This window comes from Streptomyces tsukubensis, assembly GCF_003932715.1.
In the GTDB taxonomy this organism is placed as follows: Bacteria; Actinomycetota; Actinomycetes; order Streptomycetales; family Streptomycetaceae; genus Streptomyces; species Streptomyces tsukubensis.
The window spans coordinates 4,731,507-4,755,653 of the sequence record NZ_CP020700.1 but is presented as its reverse complement, the minus strand read 5'-3'; the positions used below and the strand labels follow the sequence as shown (position 1 = coordinate 4,755,653).

The window sequence follows — 24,147 nt, the reverse complement described above, 5'->3', positions numbered from 1 at the left end:
ATTCGGACTATTCATAGAAACCACATGCTCACGGACGGGAGGGCGAATGTCCGTATTGACCGTTAAGGCGTCAATGGGCCGCAGCGGAGAGCGTCTTGACGGATTCCGCCCACAACTGTGTCGCAGCCCACGTTTCTTGATGGGAAGTATGTACGACTGATAACGGTGTACCCATGCCCCACACCGCTCACATACCCAGCCACCGCAAGCCCCGCCAGCGCAGCGCCCCCGTCGTCGCGCTCCGGGCGGGGGTTGCCGGTGGCGTCCTCAGCACCATCGCCGTGGCCGGTGCGGCCGGGACGGCCCACGCCGACCCGGTGACCGAGACCATGGAGATGCCCGCCTTCGACGTGGCATCGTCCCTCTCCCACGTCGTCGAGCAGTCCACCGCGACCACCCAGCAGGTGGCACTCGACCAGCAGTTGCAGTCCAGCGAGGAATCGGCTGCCGCCGCGGCCTCCAAGGCTGCGAAGACGGCCAAGGCCGAGGCCCTGCGCAAGGCGGAGGCCGAGAAGGCCGAGGCCAAGAAGCGCGCCGACGAGGAGCGGGCCTCGCGTGACGCCGCCCGTACGTCCCTCTCCGCGTCCGGCGAGAAGGCGCCCTCGGCCTCGAACTCCTCCACGAAGGCCTCGGGCTCCGTCGGCGCCGTCATCAGCTTCCTCAAGGCGCAGGTCGGCGACGCCTATGTGCTCGGCGCCACCGGGCCCAACTCCTGGGACTGCTCCAGCCTGGTGCGGGCCGCGTTCCGCCAGGCGAACATCGAGCTGCCGCGCATCGCGGCGGACCAGTCCAGGGCCGGTACCGAGGTCGGCACCGGCAACCTCAAGGTCGGCGACATCCTCTACTGGGGCGCCAAGGGCAACGCGTACCACACCGGTGTCTACATCGGTGACGGCAAGTACCTCGACGCGGCCAACCCGCGCAAGGGCGTCGTCATCCAGGATCTGTCGGGCTACCCGGCGACCGGTGCGGTCCGGGTGCTCTGAGCCGTCGCACACCCTCCGGTGACGTACCGGGTTCCGTGGCTCCCCCGCTATGGGGCGAGCCGCGGACCCCGGCCGTCTCCGTGCGCCCTCAGTGGACGGACAGACCGCCGTCCACGAAGACCGACTGCCCGGTGAGATAGGCGGAGGCGCCGCTCGCCAGGAAGACGGCGGCCCCCGCGAAGTCCTCCGCGAGCCCGTTGCGTCCGGTCATCGTGCGGGCGGCGAGCCGGGCGACCTGTTCCGGATCGGTGGCGAGCCGGGCGTTCAGCGGGGTCAGGACGAAGCCGGGCACCAGGGTGTTGACCGTGACGCCGTACGGGGACCACTCCTCCGCCTGGGAACGGGCCAGCGACTCCAGCCCGCCCTTGGAGACCCCGTAGGCCCCGCTCCGGACGAAGGCGCGATGCGCCTGCTGCGAGCTGATGTGGATGATCCGGCCGTGGCCGCGCTCCGCCATTGCCGGGCCGAAGCGCCGACCGAGGAGAAAAGGCGCGGCCAGATTGACCGCCATGGTGGTGTCCCACTCCTCGTCGGTGAGCTCACCCATCGGCGGACGGAGGTTGATTCCGGCGGCATTGACCAGGATGTCCGGTTCGCCGAAGACGGCCGCTGCCTCCTCCACCGCGCTGCGCAGGGCCTCCCGGTCACCGAGGTCGGCGCTCACCCACGCGGCCCGGCAGCCCAGCGCCGTCAGCGCATCGGCGGTGGCGGCCAGTTCCGCCTCACGCCGTGCCACGACGACGACGCTCGCCCCGGCCCGGGCGAGTGCCTCCGCGATCGCCCGGCCGATTCCGGAACTGCCGCCGGTGACGAGTGCGGTGCGGCCTTCGAGGGAGAACAGCCTGGTGAGATAGGGCGCCACGTCCGGCGGCGGGGGAAGCGCGGAGCCCGGCGGGGCTGCGGAGGGGTCGGGGTTCATCACGCCAGCCTAGGCCGCACCTCCTGTCAGCTCCCGGGCCTGCGCAGCACCTCGGTCAGGGCCGATACGCTCTGGCCTTCGCGGCCTTCGGCGACCGCGCGGCGCACCACTCCGTACAGGGAGTCCAGCCAGTCGCCGTCCAGCCCTGCCGTCCTCGCTGTCGCCAGGTCGTCGTCCATGCCGTCGCGGAAGACCCCGATCGACGAGAACGGGCGCGCGTAGTCACCGCTGTCGATCTCGTCCGCGAGGGCCGGGAGGATCGAAGCAATCATTTCCAACCACTTCACGCTGTACGGGACCATCGAGGCGGCCGTCCTGCCCCGGTCGGTGACGAGGGCGGCACCGTGGAAGAAGCCGATCAGCGCGGGAAGCAGGGTGGCACCGACGGCCACCTCGTAGAGGGCGGCGAGATCGCTCTCCTCACCGAGGTGGATCGTGTCACCGCCGAGGACCCGCAGCACGGGCTCGTACTCCTCGAAGACCGAGCGGTCGCCCGCGTACACGAGCTGGGTATCCGGGGCGCCGACTGCCTGGGGGACGTTCTTCACGGCTCCGTCGAGGAACCGTGCGCCCAGGGACCGCGCCCACTCGGCCATGGCCCGTGCCCCCTCCGGGGAGCCGCTGTTGAGGGTGGCGAGGGTACGGCCGCGGAGCGCGCCCCCGGCGGGGGCGAGCGCCGCCCGGGTGGTGTCGTACCGGCTGAGGCAGGCGACCACCAGCGGGCTCGCGGCGACCGCGGCGGCGATATCGGGCTCGTGGACCGCGCCCTGTTCGACGAGTGGTCCGGCCTTGGCGGGGCTGCGGTTCCAGACGGTGACGGGATGTCCGGCGGCGAGGAAGGCGGCGGCGAGGGCGCTGCCCATGGAGCCGAGGCCGACGACGGTGACGGGGGTGACGGGGGTGGCAGCGGGGGTGACGGGCATGCGGAAGGAACTCCGGTTCCGGGGAGAGGGGGAGGGGGGTGCCGCAGAGGGCCTGCCGCCATCCTCCGGCCACCGCCGCGCACCGGACAAGTACTCACTTATTTGTGGGTTGATTACCTTTTGGTCAGTAACGGCCGTCCGGCGCACCCGCCCACCCGCCCACCACGGGCCGGCGCTCCGGGCATCGGAGGCGGTGGGGCGCGCCGGGCACCGAACGGGGCGCCGTATGACCCTGCTTGCCCCGTGCGCTCCCCGGATCGGGTGGTTCGCCCGGCGCGTCCGGTCCGTCCCCGCTTCCGCTGGGTAGACCAGCGATCCGACCGTCGTCAGTCACACCCTCCGAGAGGTGACCGCCGTGCGTGCCCTGCCGAGTTTTCTGGAGATCAACGACGACCTCGCCGCCGCCTGGTGCCACACCCCGTGGGCCGCCACCGATATGAGCTACGACGGAGACGCGTACCACGGGGTGTTCGACGTCGATCTGGCGTCGGACGTCAGCGACCGGGCGCCGTACCGGCCGGTGCTGCACGGGTCGATCCTGGCGCAGATCGTCTCGTACCACACCCTCGCGTCGATGCTCTACGCCTACACCAACGACCATGTCCCGGCCCTCGCCACCCTCCCCAAGGTGGCTCTGCCGGAGGCCCGTAAGCGCATCGTGGTCACCTCGCTGAAGCTGTCGCTGCGGCGGGAGGTCGCCCAGACCCGGGTGCCGGTGCGGCTGACCATCGACCGGGTGACGGATAAATGGGACAGCCACCGGATGGCGTTCGCGGTGCTCTCCGTGGATGTCGCGGGCGGGCTGCAGACGGCGGAGCTGGAGGGCTGCTTCAACTTCCGCGACCGCATCGAAAGGTGACCCGCGGGGCGCGCGTCCCCGTGAACCGCGCGCCCCGGGCTCTCACCGCGCGTGTTCCAGTGCCGCCCGCAACTCCTCGTACGTCGGGGCCAGCCGCTCCAGTACGGCCGAGAGCGCCGCGACGTCCCCGGTCACGACCGGCCCCTGGAGCGCACCGATCAGCCGCGCCTGCTCGCGGGCGGTCCCGGCCGCCCCGGTGAGCCCGAGGCGGGCCAGGCAGTCGGCCGCGTCGGAGGCCCGGCGCGCTCCGACCCGTACCGCGAAATGCTGGAGCAGAAGGCGGAGTCCGGGTTCGAGTCCGGCCTTCACCAGCTCCGCGAAGCCCGCCACCCCCGCCGCCGCGCCGAGCGTCCCGGGCGGGACGGGCAGATCGTCCCGGCCGCCGAGCCACCGCGCCGCGAGCGGCAGGGAGTCCCGCAGCGCCTGCTCACCGGTGACCTCGCGTTCGCGGACGAAGCCGGTACGCATGATGTACGGCTCGTCGGTGTACGGCACCGCGTCGGCCCGCCAGGCCGCCAGGAAGGCGGGGGCGCCGAGGGTTGCGTAGGGGAAGCCCTCGGGATCGTGGAGCAGGACGGTCCCGTCGGGGCCGATGTCCAGTACCACCACATAATGGTCACCCTGTCCCGGTTCGGGCGTCCCCGGCCGGTACAGCAGCAGCCCCATGTCCACCGGCCCCACCAGCACCGGCCCGTGCACGGCCGCCGTCCGGAGCCGCTCCAGCGCCTCCTCCGCCGTGCCGCCGGAGGTCCGTTCGCAGTCCAGCCCGAGGAGGGCGACGGCCTGGTCGAGGCCGAGTTCGGGGTCCCAGGCGTACGGGTCGAACAGCGGCAGCGTCCCGCCGATGAGCTGGAAGCCGAAGGCGGAGCCGGTGAGGGTCTCCACGACCGCGGGCGAGGGCAGGGGCCGACCGGTACCGGCCCCCGCCGCCATGGTGAGGGAGTGGGTGTAGCAGTACGGGCCGGAGCCCGCGTACGAGTGGATCTGTGGCGCCATGGGCGGACCTCGTTTCGTGGAGTGACTCCGTCAGTCCACGCCTTCACACGGTGTGAAGGTCAAGCCCGGCCCCGGCTGCCCGGGATCAGGCCTTCGGGGCCACCTTCGACAGGCCGTTGATGATCCGGTCCATGGCGTCCCCGCCGGTCGGGTCGGTGAGGTTCGCCAGCATCTTCAGCGTGAAACGCATCAGCATGGGGTGGGTCAGCCCGCGCTGGGCCGCCAGCTTCATGATCGTGGGGTTGCCGATCAGCTTCACGAACGCGCGGCCCAGCGTGTAGTAGCCGCCGTAGGTGTCCTTGAGGATCTTGGGGTAGCGGTGCAGGGCCAGTTCGCGCTGGGCGGGGGTGGCGCGTGCGGTCGCCTGGACGATCACGTCGGCGGCGATCTGCCCGGACTCCATGGCGTAGGCGATGCCCTCGCCGTTGAACGGGTTCACCAGCCCGCCCGCGTCGCCGACGAGGAGCAGTCCGCGGGTGTAGTGCGGCTGGCGGTTGAAGGCCATGGGGAGGGCGGCGCCGCGGATCGGGCCCGTCATGTTCTCCTCGGTGTAGCCCCACTCCTCGGGCATCGAGGCGCACCAGGCCTTGAGGACCTCGCGCCAGTCCAGCTCCTTGAAGGAGTCGGAGGTGTTGAGGACGCCGAGGCCGACGTTGGAGGTGCCGTCGCCCATGCCGAAGATCCACCCGTAGCCGGGGAGCAGCCGGTCCTCGCCGGGACCGCGCCGGTCCCACAGCTCCAGCCACGACTCCAGGTAGTCGTCGTCGTGGCGCGGGGAGGTGAAGTAGGTGCGGACGGCGACGCCCATCGGGCGGTCCTCGCGGCGGTGCAGGCCCATCGCCAGCGACAGCCGGGAGGAGTTGCCGTCGGCGGCGACGACGAGCGGGGCGTGGAAGGTGACCGGGGTCTTCTCCTCGCCGAGCTTGGCGTGGACGCCGGTGATCCGGCGGGTCCGCTCGTCGACGATCGGCGCGCCGACGTTGCAGCGCTCGTAGAGCCGGGCGCCGGCCTTCTGCGCCTGCCGGGCGAGCTGCTCGTCGAAGTCGTCGCGCTTGCGGACGAGTCCGTAGTCCGGGTACGAGGCCAGCTCGGGCCAGTCGAGCTGGAGCCGTACCCCGCCGCCGATGATCCGCAGGCCCTTGTTCCGCAGCCAGCCGGCCTCTTCGGAGATGTCGATGCCCATGGCCACGAGCTGCTTGGTGGCGCGGGGGGTCAGTCCGTCACCGCACACCTTCTCGCGGGGAAAGGCCGTCTTCTCCAGCAGGAGGACGTCCAGTCCCGCCTTGGCCAGGTAGTAAGCGGTCGTCGCGCCGGCCGGGCCTGCCCCGACGACGATCACATCCGCGGAGTGTTCGGTGAGGGGCTGCGTCACGGCTGGTCTCTCCCGAGTCTCGGAATTGGGCGTGCTGAACGGCACGGGACATGGGCAGTCTATGTGGACGTACCGATCAGCCGACCGAAGGGCTCCCCCTCATGAGCACCCTCCTCCCCGCCGTCCGCCTGCGCGTCCCCACCGACGAGGACGCGGTGGCGTGGCACCGGGTCTTCGCCGACCCCGAGGTCATGGCGTTCCACGGCGGCCGGGCGGCCGAGCTGTCGTACTACGAGGAGCTGACGGCGCGGCAGCGACGGCACGACGCCGAACGGGGCTTCTGTCTGTGGACGGTGCTTGACGAGGACGGTGCGGTGATCGGTTTCACCGGTGCCCAGCCGTGGCCCGAGCAGGCTTTCGGGCCGTACGGGGAGATCGAGATCGGCTGGCGGCTGGCGCGCCGGGCCTGGGGCCGGGGCTATGCGACGGCGGCGGCACGGACCACGCTGGAGCGGGTACGGGCGGCGGGCGTGCCGGACGTCGTGGCGATGGTCGACCACCGCAACGAGCGGTCGATAGCGGTGACGCGCAGACTGGGCATGCGGCAGGCGGAGCGGTACGCCGTCCCGGACACGGACCGCTGGGGGCACACGTTCCGGCTGGAGCTGGGGGCGCTGGGGGCGGACACGGCGGCGTGAAGGGGCGGGGGCGGCGGGGTCGCGCAGTTCCCCCGCCCCCGACGCCCACGGACGGGACCTAGTTCTTGGTGCCCCGGTGCAGGGCCACGATGCCGCCCGACAGATTGCGCCAGGCCACCTTCGTCCAGCCCGCCTTCTGGAGCAGCGCCGCCAGTTCGGGCTGCTCCGGCCAGGACTGGATGGACTCCGCGAGGTATTCGTACGCCTCGGGGTTCGAGCAGACCTGGCGGGCCAGCGGCGGGAGCGCCCGCATCAGGTACTCCTCGTACACCGTCCGGAACGGCGCCCAGGTCGGATGGGAGAACTCGCAGATCACGACCCGCCCGCCGGGCTTGGTGACCCGGTACAGCTCGCGCAGCGCGGCATCGGTGTCCTGGACGTTGCGGAGCCCGAAGGAGATCGTCACCGCGTCGAAGACGTCGTCCAGGAACGGCAGCTTCGTGGCGTCGCCCGCCGTCAGCGGAAGCCAGGGATTGCGCTTCTTGCCCTCGGTGAGCATGCCGAGGGAGAAGTCGCAGGGGACGACGAACGCCCCGGCGCGGGTGAACGGCAGGGAGGACGTGCCCGTGCCGGCCGCCAGGTCGAGCACCTTCTCGCCGGGGCGGGCAGCGACCGCGGCGGCGACCTGCTTGCGCCAGTAGCGGTCCTGGCCCAGCGAGATGACGTCGTTGGTGAGGTCGTAGTTCTTCGCCACCTTGTCGAACATGGAGGCGACTTCGTGCGGCTGCTTGTCCAAGGAGGCTCGGTTCACGCCTCCCATTCTGCCGCGCGGTCCGCGGGGGGCCGGGAGGCGGGGTACGAGCCGTCCCGTGCGCGGCGCCGGGATCTGCCTCAGCGCCTCCGGTGGACCAGCCGGCCCCCGAGGACCGTCGCCAGGCACAGGGCGCCTTCCCCGGGTCCGTCGAAGACCGCGAGGTCCGCCCGCTGCCCCGCGCCCCGGGCGTCGAGGACACCCGCGTACGCCCCCGCCGGTGCCCGGAAGGTCCAGCCGTCGGCGGCGGGCGCGGCGGTCCCGGCCGCGGGCAGGACCGTCAGTCCGGTACGGGCCACCGCATCCGCGACGGCCGCCCGCCGCGGGGTGCCGCCGATCGCCGTGACGCCGTGGGCCAGCAGCCGCTGCGCCCCGCGCCGGGCGCTCGCACCCCACCGGGTGTCGTCCAGGGCCAGGGCGTCGAGCGCGGGCCCGGTCAGGGGTTCGGTGCCCAGTTCATCCGCTTCGCGAGGGTCCGGGTGGTAGGCCCGGTCCAGCAGTTCGGCGCCGTACGGGTGGACGAGTCCGGGTGTCAGCACCCCCGGCCAGCGGCGGACCCGGGCCCCGGGGCAGACGGCGGCGACCTCCTCGTAGGCGCCGGTGGCCGCGATCTCCCGACCGGCGACGGCGACGGCGCCGCCGGGCACGGCGGGCAGCCCGCCACCGGGCAGCAGCAGCTCCGCGGTGTGGATCGTCAGCACGGGCCGGGCGCCGTCAGGAGGTGGTGGGGAGGAGCTTCAGCTCGGGGTGGGCCGTACCGCCTTCGATGGCGGTGGAGGAGATATGGGAGACCACCCGCTCGTCGACCGGGTCGTTCGCCGGGTCGTCGTGGATCACGAGGTGCTCGTAGGTCGTGGCCCGCTGGGCCGGGACCCGGCCCGACTTGCGGATCAGGTCGATGATCTCCTGGCGGTTGGAGCGGTGCTTGGCACCGGCCGAGGAGACGACGTTCTCCTCCAGCATGATCGACCCGAGGTCGTCCGCGCCGTAGTGGAGGGAGAGCTGGCCGATCTCCTTGCCGGTGGTCAGCCAGGAGCCCTGGATATGGGCGATGTTGTCCATGAAGAGCCGGGCGATGGCGATCATCCGCAGATATTCGAAGATCGTCGCCTGGGTGCGGCCCTTGAGGCGGTTGTTCTCGGGCTGGTACGTGTACGGGATGAACGCCCGGAAACCTCCGGTCCGGTCCTGTACGTCCCGGATCATCCGCAGGTGTTCGATGCGTTCGGCGTTGGTCTCGCCGGTGCCCATCAGCATGGTGGAGGTGGATTCGACGCCCAGACCGTGGGCGGTCTCCATGATCTCCAGCCAGCGTTCGCCGGACTCCTTCAGCGGTGCGATGGCCTGCCGCGGCCGGGCGGGCAGCAGTTCGGCGCCCGCGCCCGCGAAGGAGTCGAGTCCGGCCTCGTGGATCCGGCGGATCGCGTCCTCCACCGAGACGCCGGAGATCCTGGCCATGTGGTCGACTTCGGAGGCGCCGAGGGAGTGGATGACCAGCTGGGGGAAGGCCTGCTTGATGGCGGAGAAGTGCTGCTCGTAGTACTCGACGCCGTAGTCGGGGTGGTGGCCGCCCTGGAACATGATCTGGGTGCCGCCGAGTTCGACGGTCTCGGCGCAGCGGCGGAGGATGTCGTCGAGATCGCGGGTCCAGCCCTTGGCGGCGTCCTTGGGGGCCGCGTAGAAGGCGCAGAACTTGCAGGCCGTGACACAGACGTTGGTGTAGTTGATGTTCCGCTCGATGATGTACGTCGCGATGTGCTCCGTACCGGCGTAGCGGCGGCGGCGTACGGCGTCGGCGGCCCGGCCGAGCGCGTGCAGCGGCGCGGAGCGGTAGAGGTCGAGCGCCTCTTCGGGGGTGATGCGCCCGCCGTCGGCTGCACGGTCCAGCACGGACTGAAGGTCGGCCTTCTCGGTCACCGGGTGTCACCTTTCGGCGGTTCTTCTGGGCTCGTACGGCGGCGGACCGGTCGGGTCCGGATCGGGTACGGGCTCTTTGACGGGCCGGTCCAGCCTACGCCAGGGGGGCGGAGGCGCCCCGGACCGCCCCGGCGGGACCGCCGGGTCAGTCCGTGCGGCGGAGGACGGCCTCGGTGGTCACGGACGTGCCGGTGCCGCTGAAGGCGAGCTGCGGCCCGCCGGTAGCGGAGGTGAGCCGGTAGGTGAACCGCTGGGTGCCCGCCCAGCACCGTTCGCCCTCGGTGCCCGAGGCGTCCGCGACCAGCCGGTCGCCGCTGATGTCCTGGACCGTGAGGTGGTAGACGCAGACGAGTTCGCCGGACGGGAACTTCTGGGTGGTCGTGCCGATCTGCTGTCCGATCCGGCCCCGGCTGCTGATGACGGTGCTGATGGTTCCGGTGGCCTTGCCGGGATCCGCGGACTGCGGGGTGATCTCCCCTTCCCAGGTGCCGAGGAACGCCGCCGGGACCGTGGACGGCTGCTGCGGCGGTGCGGCGGAGGCGCTCGCGGAGGGGGAGGCCCCGCCCGACGAATTCGACGGCTTCGCCGCCGCATCGAGGCCGGATCCGCCGCCTCCGCCGGGCAGCAGTTCGCGGAGGGAACCGGTCCAGAGGAGCAGCCCGCCCAGGGCGAGGGCCAGGGTCAGCGTCACGGAGCAGGAGATCCGGCGCCGGCGGCGCCGCCCGGCCGCGTCCGGGGCGGGTGGCGGTCCAATGGGCACGGCGTCGGCGGTATCGGCGGTGGTGTTCACGGATGCGGCGACGGCGACGGAGGGCCGGGCGGGCGACGGGACGCGGCCGTACGACATCCGCGGGTCCGGAGTCGACGGTACGGCCTCCGGCCCGGGCGGTACGGATACGGGCCCGGGCCCGGGCCCGGCGTCCGGCGGTGGGGTCGGCGGGCCGAACTCCCCGGCGGCGGCACCGGTGAACGGCACCAGCCCGGAGCCGTGGGAACCGTCCGGCGGCCCACCGGCACCGGGTCCGGCGGCTGCCGCGCCCCCGTCGGCCCCGTCGCGCCCGTCGGTCTCCAGGTCCAGCAGCCCCACCGCCATCCGGGAGACCTGTTCCACCAGCGGCCCCGGCAGCCACCCCGGGCCGGGCAGGGCGGCCGGGCCGCCGGGGTCCAGGGCCGTAAGGAGTCCGAGGAGTTCATCGGGGCCGGGCCGGACACCCGGCTCCTTCTCCAGGCAGCGGAGCACGAGTTCGCGCAGTCCGGCGTCCATCGGACCGAGTTCGGGCTCCTCGTGGACCACCTTGTAGAGGAGGGTCGCGGTGCTCCCGCCCCGGAAGGCGGTCTGCCCGGACGCCGCGTAGGCGAGCACCGCGCCCAGGGAGAAGACGTCGGCGGCGCCCGTGACGTCCTTGCCGAGGATCGCCTCGGGCGGCATGAAGCCGGGCGAGCCGACGGTGACGCCGGTCGAGGTGAGTCCGGAGCTGCCGTCCACGGCCCGGGCGATCCCGAAGTCGATCAGCCTGGGCCCGTCGAGGGTGAGCAGCACATTGGAGGGCTTCACATCGCGGTGGACGAGCCCCAGGGCGTGCACGGCTGCCAGGGCCTGCGCAAGCCCGGCGCCCAGGGCCCGTACCGTGCTTCCGGGCAGCGGGCCGTGTGCGTCGACCGCCGCCGAGAGCGCGGGACCGGCGAAGAAACCGGTGGCGACCCAGGGGACGGCAGCGTCCGGATCGGCGTCGAGGACGGGCGCGGTCCACCGGCCGCCGACCCGCCGGGCGGCGGCCACCTCGCGCCGGAAGCGGGCCCGGAACGCCTCGTCATGGGCGACGTACGGATGGACGATCTTGACCGCGACCGTACGGCCGCCCGCGCTGCGCCCCAGATAGACGCGGCCCATTCCGCCCGCGCCCAGCGATCCGACCAGTCGGTACGGGCCGATGGCGCGCGGCTCGTCGGGACCCAGCGGCTGCATCCGTAACCCCACTCCCCCGGTGCGGCGGGCCGGGCCTCGCCGTCACGGCTGTACGTCGCCTCACCCGTGCAACTTACGGAGGCGGCGGCCCGGCGGGCAATGCGGGGCGGCGGGGACCGGGGGCTACCTCTGTGCCGCGCCGAGGAGTTCGACGGTCACATCGGCGGGGAAACCGGTCGTCGGGCCGGTGCGGCGGGCGAACTCGCGTACCCCGGCCAACTGGTCGGGACCGAAACGGAAGTCGAGGGTCCGGAAATACCGTTCCAGCAGCTCCGCGTCGAAAGCCTCCCAGCGGGCGACCTGTTCGGAGACCTTGACGACCTCCTGGAGCGACAGATCGCGGGAGTCGAGGAACGCCCGGTGGACCTCGTGGACGACCTCCGGCTCCCGGGCCAGATAGTCCTTGCGGGCCGCCCAGACCGCGAAGACGAACGGCAGTCCGGTCCACTCCTTCCACATCAGCCCCAGATCGTGGACCTGGAGGCCGAGCCGGGGGGCTTCGTGGAGGGAGGCCCGCAGCGCCGCGTCGCCGATCAGGACGGCGGCCTCCGCCTCCTGCATCATCAGCCCGAGATCGGGCGGGCAGGTGTAGTAGTCGGGGGCGACGCCGAACCTTTCCGCCAGCAGCAGCTGGGCCAGGCGGACGGAGGTCCGGGAGGTGGAGCCGAGAGCGACCCGGGCACCGTCGAGTTGTTCCAGCCCGACCTGGGAGACGATGACGCACGACATCACGGGCCCGTCGCAGCCCACCGCGATGTCGGGAAATGCCACGAGCCGGTCGGAGTGGCGCAGGAACTCGACGAGGGTGATGGGCGCGATGTCGAGTTCGCCCCGCACCAGGCGTTCGGAGAGCTTCTCCGGGGTGTCCTTCGTCAGATCGAAATCAATGAGCGTTCCGGTGCGGGCCAGCCCCCAGTAGAGGGGCAGGCAGTTGAGGAACTGGATATGGCCCACGCGCGGCCGGACCCGGCCGCGGCCGGCGGCGAGAGGGTCGGCCGCCGGGGAGCCGGCCGCACCGGCGTTTTCGGCGCCCCCCGCGCTTTCCGGGCGGTCCCGGCGGTCGTGGCGCTCCTGGCGCCCCCGGTCTTCCTGGCGGTCCTCTGGGATGTCCACAACGTGAGGCTAGCCGCCGGGGCCGGGGACCGGCCGGACGGGGCGCCCGGGCGAGCCCACCGGGTACTGCGCGGTGCTCCCCGGGCGCCCCCGTGCGGGGCCGCCCGGGCTCCCCCCTGTGAGCTGGGGCGCGTCAGCGAATGGAGGACGGTTTCAAGCGTCCGGGTGACGTGATCTTCACCTCTACCGCTGCCCGGACCCTGCGTGCTACGCTCAACGCAAGTTGCAGTTTGGTTTCCCTTGCAGTACAGAGCCTGCGGAGCATGTAACCCGCAGGCTTTTGTAGTTTTCAGACTTGTTTGCAGGTTCTGGAGCAGGGCAACCCTTTGGCCCAAGGAGGGCTTATGGCTACCGGAACCGTCAAGTGGTTCAACGCTGAAAAGGGCTTCGGCTTCATCGCCCAGGACGGCGGCGGCCCGGATGTCTTCGTCCACTACTCCGCGATCAACGCGGCTGGTTTCCGCTCCCTGGAGGAGAACCAGGTCGTGAACTTCGACGTCACTCAGGGCCCGAAGGGCCCGCAGGCGGAGAACGTCACCCCGGCCTAATGCCAGGGCGTCGGCGATCGCGTCCGACTTAAGCAGTACCCAAGAAGCCCCGTCCGCAAGGAACGGGGCTTCTGCCTTTCCCGGGCGGGGTCCGCCGGGCCCACCGCGGCGGGCCCCGCCCGGGAATATCCGGAGAATTCCCAAGCTCCGGAATGGAAAGTTCCGTTAAATTTTTCCGGAATTTTCACCCGGTCGGCTGAACCCTGCTCCGGGACGGCCGTGCGGGGTCAGGTACGGGCCCCGGCTCGGGTCCCGTGGACGGCAGCTCCGGCAGGCGTTTCTCGTACAGCCACTCCCGGAACAGACCGTCCAGCACCCCCGGCCCGGCGTGACGCTCCGCGAGGGCGATGAAGCCCTCCGTCGTCACCAGCCCGTGCCGGTGGACCGCCGTCCACTCCCGCAGCAGGGCCGTGAACGCCGTGTCCCCGACCACGGTCCGCAGCGCGTGCAGCGTCAGCGCGCCCCGCTCGTAGACCCGGTCGTCGAAGAGCCGCCGGAGCCCCGGGTCGGCGAGCCGCAGATCCTGCGGCAGCCGGGCGATCACGGCCCGGGAGCGGGCCGCCATCACCGCCGCGGACGGTCCGCCGGACGCCTCGGACCAGAGCCACTCCGCGTACTTCGCAAACCCCTCGTTCAGCCAGATATGCCGCCAGTCGGCGACGGTGAGGCTGTTGCCGAACCACTGGTGGGCCAGTTCGTGGGCGATCAGCCGTTCGCTGCCGCGCGCACCGTCGACATGGTTGGCGCCGAAGACGGCGAGCCCCTCCGCCTCCACCGGGACGTCGAGGTCGTCCGCGGTCACCACCACCGTGTACTCGTCGAAGGGGTACGGGCCGAAGCGGTCCTCGAACAGGGCGATCATGCGGTGCTGGCGGGCGAAGTCATGGGCGAACCGGGTGAGCAGCGGCCGCGGTACGGCGGCGGACTGCGGCACGCGGTGAACGTCCGAGCCGGGGACCGGTACGCGTTCGTACGGCCCGATCTGGACCGTCGCCAGATAGGTCGCCATCGGCGCGGTCTGCTCGTACACCCAGCGCGTCGTGGACGAGCCGGAGGTGCGGGAGGTCAGCCGCCCGTTGGCGACCACGGTGTACGGGGTGGGCGCGGTCATCGCGATCCGGTACGCGGCCTTGTCGTCGGGCCGGTCGTTGCAGGGGAACCAGGACGGCGCGCCGTGCGGCTGGGAGGCCACCAGGGCGCCCTCGTCGAGCTGCTCCCAGCCCAGTTCGCCCCACTCCCGGGTCCGGACGGGCTGCGGTACGCCCTGGTAGCGGACCTCCGCGGTGAAGGCGGTGCCCGCCGGGAGCGGCCGGTCAGGGGTGATCCGCAGCTTTCCGGCCCGGTGGCTCCAGCGGGCCGGGCGGCGGCCGTCGACGAGCACCTTGTGGATCTTGAAGGGGCCGAGGTCGAGGGCGAGAACGGGGAGATTGCGGCAGGCCACGGCGGTGATCCCGGCGCGGCCCGCGAGCCGGCCGGTGTGCGGGATGTATTCGAGGTCGAGGTCGTAGGCGGTGACGCGGTAGCCGTCGTCGCCGTGGTGGGGGAGGTAGGAGTCGCTCACGCCGGGGCCTTCGGTGGGTGCGGATGGGACGGCTGCGGTGCAGGGGGCTGCCGGGCGGGGCCCGCCCGGGAGGCTCCCGGTCATTCACGGCCCTCACCCGGCCGGGTCCGGGCGCGGTCGGGCCAGGCCGCGATCGGATTGCCCAGCCAGCGGGTGCCCGGCGGGACCCGTTCGCCGCGCAGCACGAGGGACGCCGGGCCCGCCACCGCGCCCGCGCCGACGACCGCGCCGGGCAGGGCGATGGCGTGCGGGCCGAGGGTGGCCCCCGGGCCCAGCTCCACCGGCCCGAGGCGCATGATCCGGTCGTGGAAGAGATGGGTCTGGAGCACACAGCCCCGGTTGACGCTCGCGCCCGCGCCGACAGCCACCAGATCGGCTTCCGGCAGCCAGTACGTCTCGCACCAGGCGCCGCGGCCGACCCGGGCGCCGAGGGTCCGCAGCCACAGGTTCATCAGCGGGGTGCCGCCCACCGCGCCGATCAGCCACGGCACGGCCAGCACCTCCACGAAGGTGTCGGCCAGCTCGCCCCGCCAGACGAACCCCGACCACAGCGGATGCTCCCCCGCCCGGAACCGGCCGACCAGCAGCCATTTCGCGGCGGCCGTGACCACGCAGGCCAGGACCCCGCCGACGGCCAGCAGCGGACCGGTGAGGAAGGCCGCGGCCGGAATCCCGTACGCCCCGGCGAGCGCCGCGAACGCGAACACGCCCGCGACGGCGAGCGCGGCCGAGCAGAGCACCGGCACGATCCGGCAGAGTTCGACGGCGGCCCGGGCCCAGCGCAGCCGTACGGGCGGTGCGTAGGTACGGCTCCGGTCGCCCTCCTCCGGGGTCCGCGGCAGCCTCATCGGGGGCATCCCCAGCCAGGAACTGCCCGCCTCGGCCCGTTTCGGCGCGGCCGACAGCACCCCGACCAGACCGCGCTTGGGCACCCGGCTGCCCGCCGCCGCCATGCCCGAATTGCCGAGGAAGGCCCGTTTGCCGACCCGGGCGGCGGCGATCCGCAGCCGGCCGCCGCCCAGTTCGTAGGAGCCGATCATGGTGTCGTCGGCGAGGAACGCGCCGTCGCCGACCGTCGTCATCCCCGGCAGCGCCAGCACGGTGGAAGCCTCCACACCGCGGCCGACCTTCATGCCGAGGGCCCGCAGCCAGCCGGGCGTGGCGAGGCTGGCGTAGAGCGGGAAGAGCTGGGCGCGGGCGGTGTCCATCAGCCGCTCCACGGCCCAGGCGCGCCAGGCGGCGGGCCCGTGGACGGGGTGGCTGCCCGCGCGGAGCCCGGCGCCCAGCGCCCGTACCCCCGCCAGGATCAGCAGGGCGTACACGGCCAGGCCGGTGAGGGTCGCGAGGACGATGCTGGCAGCGAGCCCGATTCCCAGCCCGATGCCGTACCGGAGCACCAGCAGCGCGGGGAGCGCGGCGGCGGCGGGCAGCAGTCCGAGGAGGACGGACGTCAGCGCGTAGACGGCGGTCCAGCGGGCCCGGCGCGGCGGGCGCGGCCCGGCCGACCGGCGGCCGCGGGCCCGGCCGGTGCGGGCTGCGGGCACTCCGGACCACCGCTCCCCCGCCGGGACGGTGCCGGTCACCGCGGATCCGGGCGCGATCTCGGCGCGCTTGCCGATCCGGGCGCCGGGGAAGAGGGTGCTGCGGGCCCCGACGACGGCGCCGGCCCCGATCCGTACCGCTCCGATGTGCAGCCGGTCGCCGTCCAGCCAGTGCCCGGCGAGATCGGCCTCGGGTTCGACGGCCGCGCCCCGGCCGAGCCGCAGCAGTCCGGTGACGGGCGGCAGGGAGTGCAGGTCGACGCCGTCTCCGACGCGGACGCCGAGGGCGCGGGCGTAGTAGATCAGCCAGCAGCCCGCGAGCTGTCCGGCGCCGCAGAGCTGGGCGAGCCGCTCGGCGGCCCAGAGCCTGAGATGGACGGATCCGCCGCGGGGGTACGAGCCGGGGCGCAGCCCGCGCAGCAGCAGCCGGGCGCCGCCCGCGGCGATCGCGATCCGGCCGGGCGGCCCGGCGAGCAGCAGCCAGCCGGGGACGATCCACCACCAGGAGAACCCGGGTCCGGCGCCGATGATGTTCGCGGCGGCCGCGGCGACGACGGCCCAGCGGAGCCCGCCGAGGCTGAGCAGCAGCGGCAGGACGGCGAGCTGTACGGCCCGGGCGCGGCGCGGGACCGGTGGCACGGTCCGGGTGCCGGGGCGCTCGTCGCGCCTTGTGCCGCCGGCGGGTGCGTCGAGGAAGCGGGCGAGCGCGCCGAGGCCGGGGTTGCGGTAGATGTCGCCGACGGATCCGGTGCCGTACCGCTCTCTGATCCGTGAGACGAGCCGCGCGGCGGCGAGGCTGCCGCCGCCGTGCGCGAAGAAGTCGGCGGCGGGGTCGTGGGGGGCCGCGCCGAGGAGTTCGCCCCACTGTGCGGCGAGCCACGCCTCGGTGGGGGTGAGGCCGGGCCCCGGGGGCTTCGGCCCGGTCGCGGTGGGCAGCGGCCAGGGCAGGGCGTCCCGGTCGACCTTCCCGGAGGTGCGCGTGGGCAGCTCCGCGACGACGGCGAGCAGGGGCACGAGGCCTGCGGGCAGCATCTGCCGCAGCCGTGCGACGGCGGCGTCCCGGTCGAATCCGGGGCCCGTGGGGGCGGGCGGGCCGGGGTCCGGTGCGTGGCCGCGCGCGGCGGTGGGCGCGACGGAGTCCGGTACGTCGCCGCGCCAGGCGGCGGGCGTCCCGGGGCCGGGGGAGCCGGTGCGCCCTGGGGCGTCCGGGGCGGCCAGGGCACCCGGGGCCGCCGAGACCACCGAGGCCGCCAGGGACGCCGGGACCACGTAGCCCACCAGGACCCGGGTGCCCGCGGGGGTCGTGCGGACGGCCGACGCCGCGGCCGTGACGGCCGGGAGGGACCGCAGCACGGCGTCGATCTCGCCCAGTTCGATCCGGCGGCCGCCGATCTTGATCTGGTCGTCGGCGCGGCCCAGGAAGACCAGCCCCTCGGGGTCGGCCCGGACCAGATCGCCGGAGCGGTAGGCCCGGGGCCAGCCGGTCGCGGGGAGCGGGGCGTAGGCGGTGGTGTCGCGCGCCGGGTCCAGATAGCGCGCCAGCCCCGCGCCGCCGATCACCAGCTCACCGCTCTCCCCCGGCGCCACCGGCTCGCCCCGCCGGTCCACCACGGCCAGGTCCCAGCCCGCCAGCGGGAGCCCGATCCGTACCGGCTCGCGGCCGTCGGTCAGCCGGGCCGCGCAGGAGACGACCGTCGCCTCCGTCGGGCCGTACGTGTTCCACACCTCCCGCCCGGGCACCGCAAGCTGCCCGGCCAGTTCGGCCGGGCACGCCTCACCGCCGAGGATCAGCAGCCGTACGCCGTCCAGCGCGTCCGGCGGCCAGAGCGCGGCGAGCGTCGGCACGGTCGAGACGGCGGTGATCCCCCGTTCGGCAAACCAGGGCCCGAGGTCGGCGCCGGTCCTTACGAGCGCCCGGGGCGCGGGCACCAGACACGCGCCGTGCCGCCACGCCAGCCACATCTCCTCGCACGACGCGTCGAAGGCCACCGACAGCCCGGCGAGCACCCGGTCCCCGGGCCCGAGCGGTGCCCCGCGCAGAAAGAGCCCCGCCTCGGCGTCCACGAACGCGGCGGCGGCCCGGTGCGTGACCGCGACGCCCTTGGGCCTGCCCGTCGAACCGGAGGTGAAGATCACCCAGGCGTCGTCGCCGGGCCGCGGCGGAGCCGGTGGGGCGGGTGGGTCGAGTGGTCTCGGGCTTCGGCCGCCCGGGCCCGCCAGGGCCCGGCCCGGGCCCAGCACGCCCGCCACCGCCGCCTCCCGGAACACGGTCCGGGCCCGCTCCTCGGGGTCGTCCGCGTCGACCGGGACATAGGCCGCGCCCGCCGCGAGGACCCCCAGGACGCAGACGTACAGATCGGCCGTGCCGGAGGGGACGCGGACGCCGACCCGGGCGCCCCGGGCCACTCCGCAGGCGGCGAGTTCGCGGCGTACCGCTTCGACCTCGTCCAGCAGGGCGCGGTACGTCAGCGGGGTGCCCGTGCCGTCGTCGAGGGCGAGCGCGCCGGGGTGGGCGCGGGCCGTGGCGGCGAGGATGTCGAGCAGGGTCCGTTCGGGTGCCGCGGGGCCGCCGGAGTAGACCGCCCGGGGCCCGGCGGCGGGCCCGGTGAGGACGGACGGCTCCGGAACGACGGTCATCCGGCGCGCCCGCCGCCGCAGGCTCCGCCGGGGTCGTGGTGCTGGTCGGTCGCCATCTGTCGGTCTCCGTCCGTCGGCGCGGGCGTGCCGTCCGCGGGCCGTCCGCATGACAAACGAGGAGCCTATTAGCCTTTGATCACCTTTGCCGGTTATGCGCCTTCGGTATGGGCGATGGTCGGCCGCCGTACGATGACCGGGAGGACCGTACGCCCGGAGGCAAGCAGATGACCGACGACCGGCGACAAGAGCTGCTCACCCCCTCCCTGCTCCTGTGGTGGACGGGGCTGACCGTTGTCCTGTGGATCGCCGGGTACGCCTTGGGCCGGCCCGCAGGTCTGCTCCCCTGCGCCGGGTCGGCTGCGCTGTTCGTGGCGATCGGGGAGGCGGGGAACGCGGTCCGGCGGCGAGTCCGGGCCGGACGGAAGGCCCGCCGGATCTGACCCGGGCCACGGAGCCGCGGCTCTGCGGCCCTGCCGCACCCGCCCGTCATCCCGTCTTCCCGTCGACCAGTCGGCCAGTCGGCCAGTCGGCCCGTAACGGATCCGTCAGTGGGGCGACCAGCGTTCGCCCTTGATCAGATCGCCCAAGCCGACCCACGCGAAGTTCATCAGCGTCGCCGCCGCCTCCTTCGCCGAGACCGTGCCGCTCTCGTTGACCCAGGCCGCGAGCGACTCCGCCGCCCCCACCAGCGCCTGCGCCAGCCCCGCGATATCGCGCTCCCCGGGCGGTCCGGGCGAACCCGCCTCCCGGGCGGCGGCCTCCAGCAGCACCGCCACGAACGCGACAATCTCGTCGCGCATCGCGGCGACCTCCAGCGCGAAGGGCTCGCCGTGGCTCCGCGCCTGCCGGTGCAGTACGGACCAGGCGTCGGGGTGCTCGGCGGCGTACGCGAAGAAGGCCGTGAGCCCCGCCCACAGCTGCCGGTCCGCGGACAGACCCGGCTCCACCGCCCGCTCCACCGCGGCGAGCAGCGCCTGGGCCTCACGCCGGATACAGGCCGTGAACAGCTCTTCCTTGGAGTGCAGATAGAGATAGACGAGCGGTTTGGAGACCCCTGCCAGCTCGGCGATCTCGTCCATGGACGCCGCACGGTAGCCGCGCTGCCCGAAGGTCCGTACCGCCGCATCCATCATCTGCTGCTCGCGTACGGCCCGCGGCATCCGCCTTCCCCCGGTCCTGCCGCGAGTCCCGCCCCGGGCCCCGCCGCTCGCACCCCCAGCCATGCCCCGCTCCCCTCCACCCCGGCGCCCCGCCCGGCGGCCCCGCTGACCAGCCCCCGCTACTCAGCGGTAAGCCTACGGGCCGCCACAAGGTCACCAATGAGCCAAAGGACCCCGTTCGCACCCCCGGAAAAGCACCGGGCCCCCGCTCTCCGTGAGGGGGAGAGCGGGGGCCCGGCGGGCAGAAAGCGGGGCGGTACCGGGATCAGGCGGGGGCCGGAATCGAAACCTTGCGCTCCGCGTCGGACGGCGCGATCTCGTCGATCGGGGACGCACTGGCCGAGTTGTACCGGTCGAGGTCGAGGATGTTCTCCCGGGCGGCGACGATCACCGGGACCAGTGCCTGGCCCGCCACGTTCGTGGCCGTACGGATCATGTCGAGGATCGGGTCGATCGCCAGCAGCAGGCCCACGCCCTCCAGCGGGAGGCCCAGCGTGGAGAGGGTCAGCGTGGTCATCACGGTGGCGCCGGTGAGACCGGCGGTGGCCGCGGAGCCGACCACGGAGACGAAGGCGATCAGCAGATAGTCCTGGACACCCAGCTGGACGTCGAAGATCTGCGCGACGAAGATCGCGGCGAGCGCCGGGTAGATCGCGGCGCAGCCGTCCATCTTGGTGGTGGCGCCGAATGGGACGGCGAAGGAGGCGTACTCCTTCGGAACGCCCAGGCGCTCGGTGACCCGCTGGGTGACCGGCATGGTGCCGACCGAGGAGCGGGAGACGAAGGCGAGCTGGATGGCGGGCCAGGCGCCCTTGAAGAACTGGACCGGGTTGACCTTGGCGACGGTCGCGAGCAGCAGCGGGTAGACGCCGAAGAGGACCAGGATGCAGCCGATGTAGACGTCGGCGGTGAAGGTCGCGTACTTGCTGATCAGATCCCAGCCGTAGTCCGCGATGGCGTAGCCGATCAGACCGACGGTGCCCAGCGGGGCGAGCCGGATGACCCACCACAGCGCCTTCTGGAGCAGCTCCAGGACGGATTCGCTGAGGGTGAGGATCGGCTTGGCCTTCTCGCCCAGCGCCAGGGCGGCGATGCCCGCGAAGGCGGCGAGGAAGACGATCTGGAGGACCTTCAGCTCGGCGAAGGGCGTGATGATGTCCGTCGGGATGATTCCGGTCAGGAAGTCGATCCACGAACCGGACTTCTCCGGGGCCTTGCCGTCCTTCGGCGTCAGGCCGGTGCCCTCGCCCGGGTTGGTGACCAGGCCGATCGTGATGCCGATGGCGACCGCGATCAGCGAGGTGATCAGGAACCAGAGGAGTGTGCGGGAGGCCAGCCGGGCCGCGTTGTTGACCTTGCGGAGGTTGGTGATCGACACCAGGATCGCGAAGAAGACGAGCGGTGCGACGGCCAGCTTCAGCAGCCGGACGAATATCCCGCCGATCTGCTCCAGCGTGTCCTTCAGCCAGGAGATGTCCTGGCTGCGGGCGAGCCACCCGAGCAGGACACCGAGCACCAGACCGAGGACGATCTGGGCCCAGAAGGGGATTCTCGGCAGTCGGGAGCCGGCGGCGGGCGCCTCGGGCTCCCGGTCGGCGGGGGACGTCGTGTTCGCGGACACGGACACACTCCAGTGATGGCTGAGGAAGGGGTGAGCGGAAGGCGGCGCCCGTGCGCGAGAAGGGCCAGGTCGGGGCTGCCGCTGAAAGGGGATGCCGGGGTCAGTGCGAGCGGTGACAGACCGCGGACGTACAGCGGCAGAGATCGACATGCAGGCGCGCCACGAGCGGGGTGCTCGCGGCATGGCGGAGGCGCACTGATGTCTGCATGGGGAACACATTAACACCGCACCTTTGAGGTCCTCAAAGGTCTGCTTGGGGGTACGGGGGTGAAATCCCCGGTCAATCGCAGGCGCCGACCCACTAAAACCTCAAGAAACACGGACATCCCGGGCAAGGTATCAAGATCCTCACCCGGGATGTGTGACACATCCGATATGCGCGCGATACACGCGTTTTATAGGGCGGCAACCGCCGCGCGGCGGAGCGTCAGGCGATGCCGTCCTCGCGCGTGCGGTTCGCGTGCAGCCGCTCCTTCGCCCGGTCCACACCGTCGACGATCTGCTCGGACATCGCGTCGCGCTGCTTCCGCAGCAAGACGAAGCTGAGCGGCGCGGAGAGCACCAGCGCGAGCAGCACCACCCAGACGAAGTTGGCGTCGCCGAGCCCCTTGGGCAGGATCCCGAACTGGACCAGAACGGCCACGAGCACGAAACATCCCGCGAAGACGGCGAGACGGAGGCCGGTGTACTTGATCGCGGCGCTGGACTTGGCAGACGCAGACACGGTGCCCTTCTCCCTGCTTCCGCGCATACGCGATGTTCACGTACGCGACATGTGTGGACGTGCTCTCCCAGTGAAGCACGCACCGATTTCGATCAGGACAGCGGCCCGAGCGGCCGTCCGCGCCGGACCCGCGTGGGCTTGCGAGGCCTTCCGGACCCGCTCGGGCTCCCGGGGCTCAGCGCAGCGGCAGCAGCATCGTGATGTCGTCGCGGTCGTCGCCGTCCGCGACCCGGATCGCGCCCGGGACCCGTCCGACCTCCTTGTAGCCGCAGGAGGCGTAGAAGTCTTCGAGACCGAGCCCGCCCCGGCAGCCGAGCCGGATCGCGTCGATACCGTCGAAACCGCGCGCCGCTTCCTCCGCTGCCGCCATCAGCTCCCGGCCGACGCCCCGCCCCTGGAGCCGGGGGTGCACCATGACCGTGTACAGCCATGCCCAGTGCGTCATCAGCCGGTGGCCGTTGAAGGCGAAGAAGGCGGTGGCCGCGATCCGCCCGTCGCCGTCGCGCCCGACGAGCAGCCGGATCCGCCCCTCCGCCATACCGGCGAAGTGGCGTACCAGCTCGGGCCGTATGTCGTCCTCGGTCACGGGCGGTACGAAGCCGACCGCGCCGCCCGCGTTGCTGACATCGGCCCAGAGCGCGAGCACCCCGTCGCGGAGCGCCCGGTCGACCACCGGGTCGAGGGTGTAGGTGAGGGTCACCGGCGGGCCGTCCTTCAGACCCGCATCGGCTGCGGCGACTCGCGGCGGTCCGCCTCCGGACCCGGGTACTCGCGGATGACCTCGTACCGCGTGTTCCGCTCGACCGGCCGGAAGCCGGCGTCCCGGATCAGCTCCAGCAGATCGTCACGGGTCAGCTTGTTCGGCGTGCCGTAGTTGTCGGCGTCATGGGTGATCTTGTACTCGACGACCGAGCCGTCCATGTCGTCGGCGCCGTGCTGGAGCGCGAGCTGCGCGGTCTGCACTCCGTGCATGACCCAGAACACCTTCACATGCGGCACATTGTCGAAGAGCAGCCGGGAGACGGCGAAGGTCTTCAGCGCCTCGGCGCCGGTGGCCATCGTGGTCCGCGCCTGGAGGCGGTTGCGGACCTTGCCGTCCTTCATATCGACGAAGTCGTGCTGGTAGCGGAGGGGGATGAAGACCTGGAAGCCGCCGGTCTCGTCCTGGAGCTCGCGCAGCCGCAGCACGTGGTCGACGCGGTGGCGGGGCTCTTCGATATGTCCGTACAGCATGGTGCACGGGGTCTTCAGACCCTTGCTGTGCGCCAGGCGGTGGATGCGCGACCAGTCCTCCCAGTGGGTCTTGTGGTCGACGATGTGCTGCCGGACCTCCCAGTCGAAGATCTCCGCGCCGCCGCCGGTGAGGGATTCCAGCCCGGCTTCGATCAGCTCGTCGAGGATCTCGGAGGCGGAGAGCCCCGAGATGGTCTCGAAGTGGTGGATCTCGGTGGCGGTGAACGCCTTCAGGGAGACGTTCGGCAGCGCTTCCTTCAGCGCGGACAGCGAGCGCGGGTAGTAGCGCCAGGGGAGGTTGGGGTGGAGCCCGTTGACGATGTGCAGCTCGGTGAGGTTCTCGTTCTCCATCGCCTTGGCGAGGCGGACGGCTTCCTCGATGCGCATCGTGTACGCGTCCTTCTCGCCCGGCTTGCGCTGGAACGAGCAGTACGCGCAGGACGCGGTGCACACGTTCGTCATATTGAGGTGGCGGTTGACGTTGAAGTGGACGACGTCACCGTTCTTGCGGGTACGGACCTCGTGCGCGAGGCCCCCGAGCCAGGCGAGGTCGTCCGATTCGTAGAGCGCGATCCCGTCCTCACGGGTCAGCCGCTCACCGGCCAGGACCTTCTCCTCCAGCTCGCGCTTGAGCCCAGCGTCCATGCGCCCGCCTCCCACTTTCTCTTCCGTCGAGCCTCGT

Annotated in this window: 22 protein-coding genes; 5 read left to right on the top strand and 17 right to left on the bottom strand. The window is 72.5% G+C overall.

Annotated features, from left to right (window positions below):
- The first annotated feature begins 173 nt into the window (after positions 1-173).
- Positions 174-986, top strand: coding sequence for a C40 family peptidase (locus B7R87_RS19490; RefSeq protein WP_006347347.1), 813 nt, complete (start codon positions 174-176; stop codon positions 984-986).
- Positions 987-1,074: 88 nt separating this feature from the next.
- Here B7R87_RS19490 and B7R87_RS19485 read toward each other — a convergent pair whose 3' ends face one another.
- Together B7R87_RS19485 and B7R87_RS19480 are read right to left on the bottom strand one after the other, a co-directional pair.
- On the bottom strand, positions 1,075-1,905 hold the full coding sequence (locus B7R87_RS19485; protein ID WP_006347348.1) for an SDR family NAD(P)-dependent oxidoreductase: 831 nt from the start codon (positions 1,903-1,905) through the stop codon (positions 1,075-1,077).
- A 26-nt stretch (positions 1,906-1,931) separates the two neighbouring features.
- Positions 1,932-2,828 carry an NAD(P)-dependent oxidoreductase gene (locus B7R87_RS19480; RefSeq protein ID WP_006347349.1) on the bottom strand — a complete coding sequence of 299 codons (897 nt, stop codon included), beginning with the start codon at positions 2,826-2,828 and terminating at the stop codon, positions 1,932-1,934.
- Positions 2,829-3,174: 346 nt separating this feature from the next.
- Here B7R87_RS19480 and B7R87_RS19475 point away from each other — a divergent pair, with 346 nt between their 5' ends.
- On the top strand, positions 3,175-3,687 hold the full coding sequence (locus tag B7R87_RS19475; protein ID WP_130584911.1) for a hypothetical protein: 513 nt from the start codon (positions 3,175-3,177) through the stop codon (positions 3,685-3,687).
- Between the two features lie 42 nt (positions 3,688-3,729).
- Here the strand turns inward: B7R87_RS19475 and B7R87_RS19470 are convergent, their stop codons facing one another.
- Together B7R87_RS19470 and B7R87_RS19465 are read right to left on the bottom strand one after the other, a co-directional pair.
- Positions 3,730-4,683: a hypothetical protein gene (locus B7R87_RS19470; RefSeq protein WP_006347351.1), complete on the bottom strand. Its 954-nt coding sequence runs from the start codon at positions 4,681-4,683 to the stop codon at positions 3,730-3,732.
- A gap of 85 nt (positions 4,684-4,768) precedes the next feature.
- On the bottom strand, positions 4,769-6,055 hold the full coding sequence (locus tag B7R87_RS19465; RefSeq protein WP_006347352.1) for a geranylgeranyl reductase family protein: 1,287 nt from the start codon (positions 6,053-6,055) through the stop codon (positions 4,769-4,771).
- 101 nt (positions 6,056-6,156) lie between these two features.
- Between B7R87_RS19465 and B7R87_RS19460 the strand changes: the two genes are divergently transcribed.
- Positions 6,157-6,693, top strand: coding sequence for a GNAT family N-acetyltransferase (locus B7R87_RS19460; RefSeq protein WP_006347353.1), 537 nt, complete (start codon positions 6,157-6,159; stop codon positions 6,691-6,693).
- A 58-nt stretch (positions 6,694-6,751) separates the two neighbouring features.
- Here the strand turns inward: B7R87_RS19460 and B7R87_RS19455 are convergent, their stop codons facing one another.
- From B7R87_RS19455 to B7R87_RS19435, 5 genes are all read right to left on the bottom strand, one after another.
- Positions 6,752-7,444 (bottom strand): demethylmenaquinone methyltransferase, encoded by a 693-nt coding sequence (locus B7R87_RS19455; RefSeq protein ID WP_006347354.1) that lies wholly within the window; start codon positions 7,442-7,444, stop codon positions 6,752-6,754.
- 80 nt (positions 7,445-7,524) lie between these two features.
- A complete protein-coding gene (locus B7R87_RS19450; RefSeq protein ID WP_130584912.1) occupies positions 7,525-8,145 on the bottom strand; it encodes a hypothetical protein in 621 nt (206 codons plus the stop codon).
- 13 nt (positions 8,146-8,158) lie between these two features.
- Positions 8,159-9,361, bottom strand: coding sequence for a cyclic dehypoxanthinyl futalosine synthase (mqnC, locus tag B7R87_RS19445; RefSeq protein WP_006347356.1), 1,203 nt, complete (start codon positions 9,359-9,361; stop codon positions 8,159-8,161).
- Between the two features lie 145 nt (positions 9,362-9,506).
- On the bottom strand, positions 9,507-11,327 hold the full coding sequence (locus tag B7R87_RS34155; RefSeq protein WP_130584913.1) for a serine/threonine-protein kinase: 1,821 nt from the start codon (positions 11,325-11,327) through the stop codon (positions 9,507-9,509).
- Positions 11,328-11,450: 123 nt separating this feature from the next.
- A complete protein-coding gene (locus B7R87_RS19435) occupies positions 11,451-12,281 on the bottom strand; it encodes a menaquinone biosynthetic enzyme MqnA/MqnD family protein (protein WP_006347359.1) in 831 nt (276 codons plus the stop codon).
- 503 nt (positions 12,282-12,784) lie between these two features.
- Here B7R87_RS19435 and B7R87_RS19430 point away from each other — a divergent pair.
- Complete coding sequence (locus tag B7R87_RS19430) at positions 12,785-12,988, top strand: cold-shock protein (RefSeq protein ID WP_006347360.1); 204 nt, start codon at positions 12,785-12,787, stop codon at positions 12,986-12,988.
- A gap of 184 nt (positions 12,989-13,172) precedes the next feature.
- Here the strand turns inward: B7R87_RS19430 and B7R87_RS19425 are convergent, their stop codons facing one another.
- A complete protein-coding gene (locus B7R87_RS19425; RefSeq protein ID WP_006347361.1) occupies positions 13,173-14,549 on the bottom strand; it encodes a M1 family metallopeptidase in 1,377 nt (458 codons plus the stop codon).
- 80 nt (positions 14,550-14,629) lie between these two features.
- Positions 14,630-18,727 (bottom strand): Pls/PosA family non-ribosomal peptide synthetase, encoded by a 4,098-nt coding sequence (locus tag B7R87_RS33670; protein WP_130584914.1) that lies wholly within the window; start codon positions 18,725-18,727, stop codon positions 14,630-14,632.
- Positions 18,728-18,951: 224 nt separating this feature from the next.
- Between B7R87_RS33670 and B7R87_RS19415 the strand changes: the two genes are divergently transcribed.
- On the top strand, positions 18,952-19,167 hold the full coding sequence (locus B7R87_RS19415) for a hypothetical protein (RefSeq protein ID WP_006347365.1): 216 nt from the start codon (positions 18,952-18,954) through the stop codon (positions 19,165-19,167).
- A 105-nt stretch (positions 19,168-19,272) separates the two neighbouring features.
- On the opposite strand, the gene B7R87_RS19410 is transcribed toward B7R87_RS19415, so the two are convergent.
- The 6 genes from B7R87_RS19410 to mqnE form a co-directional block, all read right to left on the bottom strand.
- Positions 19,273-19,887, bottom strand: a complete 615-nt coding sequence (locus tag B7R87_RS19410; protein WP_006347366.1) for a TetR/AcrR family transcriptional regulator — start codon at positions 19,885-19,887, stop codon at positions 19,273-19,275.
- Positions 19,888-20,152: 265 nt separating this feature from the next.
- The gene (locus tag B7R87_RS19405; RefSeq protein ID WP_006347367.1) at positions 20,153-21,508 is read right to left on the bottom strand and encodes a dicarboxylate/amino acid:cation symporter; all 1,356 of its coding nucleotides are present in this window, start codon (positions 21,506-21,508) and stop codon (positions 20,153-20,155) included.
- A 100-nt stretch (positions 21,509-21,608) separates the two neighbouring features.
- Positions 21,609-21,716 carry a putative leader peptide gene (locus B7R87_RS34285; protein ID WP_332903355.1) on the bottom strand — a complete coding sequence of 36 codons (108 nt, stop codon included), beginning with the start codon at positions 21,714-21,716 and terminating at the stop codon, positions 21,609-21,611.
- A 219-nt stretch (positions 21,717-21,935) separates the two neighbouring features.
- On the bottom strand, positions 21,936-22,259 hold the full coding sequence (locus B7R87_RS19400) for a DUF4229 domain-containing protein (RefSeq protein WP_006347368.1): 324 nt from the start codon (positions 22,257-22,259) through the stop codon (positions 21,936-21,938).
- 148 nt (positions 22,260-22,407) lie between these two features.
- Positions 22,408-22,932 (bottom strand): GNAT family N-acetyltransferase, encoded by a 525-nt coding sequence (locus B7R87_RS19395; protein WP_006347369.1) that lies wholly within the window; start codon positions 22,930-22,932, stop codon positions 22,408-22,410.
- Positions 22,933-22,946: 14 nt separating this feature from the next.
- On the bottom strand, positions 22,947-24,110 hold the full coding sequence (mqnE, locus tag B7R87_RS19390) for an aminofutalosine synthase MqnE (protein ID WP_006347370.1): 1,164 nt from the start codon (positions 24,108-24,110) through the stop codon (positions 22,947-22,949).
- Positions 24,111-24,147 lie beyond the last annotated feature (37 nt).

Excerpts from the sequence above, each read along its gene's own strand:
- B7R87_RS19490 (WP_006347347.1), top strand. The coding sequence starts at position 174 with ATGCCCCACACCGCTCACATACCCAGCCACCGCAAGCCCCGCCAGCGC.
- B7R87_RS19485 (WP_006347348.1), bottom strand. The coding sequence starts at position 1,905 with ATGAACCCCGACCCCTCCGCAGCCCCGCCGGGCTCCGCGCTTCCCCCG.
- B7R87_RS19480 (WP_006347349.1), bottom strand. The coding sequence starts at position 2,828 with ATGCCCGTCACCCCCGCTGCCACCCCCGTCACCCCCGTCACCGTCGTC.
- B7R87_RS19470 (WP_006347351.1), bottom strand. The coding sequence starts at position 4,683 with ATGGCGCCACAGATCCACTCGTACGCGGGCTCCGGCCCGTACTGCTAC.
- B7R87_RS19460 (WP_006347353.1), top strand. The coding sequence starts at position 6,157 with ATGAGCACCCTCCTCCCCGCCGTCCGCCTGCGCGTCCCCACCGACGAG.
- B7R87_RS34155 (WP_130584913.1), bottom strand. The coding sequence starts at position 11,327 with ATGCAGCCGCTGGGTCCCGACGAGCCGCGCGCCATCGGCCCGTACCGA.
- B7R87_RS19430 (WP_006347360.1), top strand. The coding sequence starts at position 12,785 with ATGGCTACCGGAACCGTCAAGTGGTTCAACGCTGAAAAGGGCTTCGGC.
- B7R87_RS33670 (WP_130584914.1), bottom strand. The coding sequence starts at position 18,727 with ATGACCGTCGTTCCGGAGCCGTCCGTCCTCACCGGGCCCGCCGCCGGG.
- B7R87_RS19415 (WP_006347365.1), top strand. The coding sequence starts at position 18,952 with ATGACCGACGACCGGCGACAAGAGCTGCTCACCCCCTCCCTGCTCCTG.
- B7R87_RS19410 (WP_006347366.1), bottom strand. The coding sequence starts at position 19,887 with ATGCCGCGGGCCGTACGCGAGCAGCAGATGATGGATGCGGCGGTACGG.
- B7R87_RS34285 (WP_332903355.1), bottom strand. The coding sequence starts at position 21,716 with ATGCAGACATCAGTGCGCCTCCGCCATGCCGCGAGCACCCCGCTCGTG.
- B7R87_RS19400 (WP_006347368.1), bottom strand. The coding sequence starts at position 22,259 with ATGCGCGGAAGCAGGGAGAAGGGCACCGTGTCTGCGTCTGCCAAGTCC.
- mqnE (WP_006347370.1), bottom strand. The coding sequence starts at position 24,110 with ATGGACGCTGGGCTCAAGCGCGAGCTGGAGGAGAAGGTCCTGGCCGGT.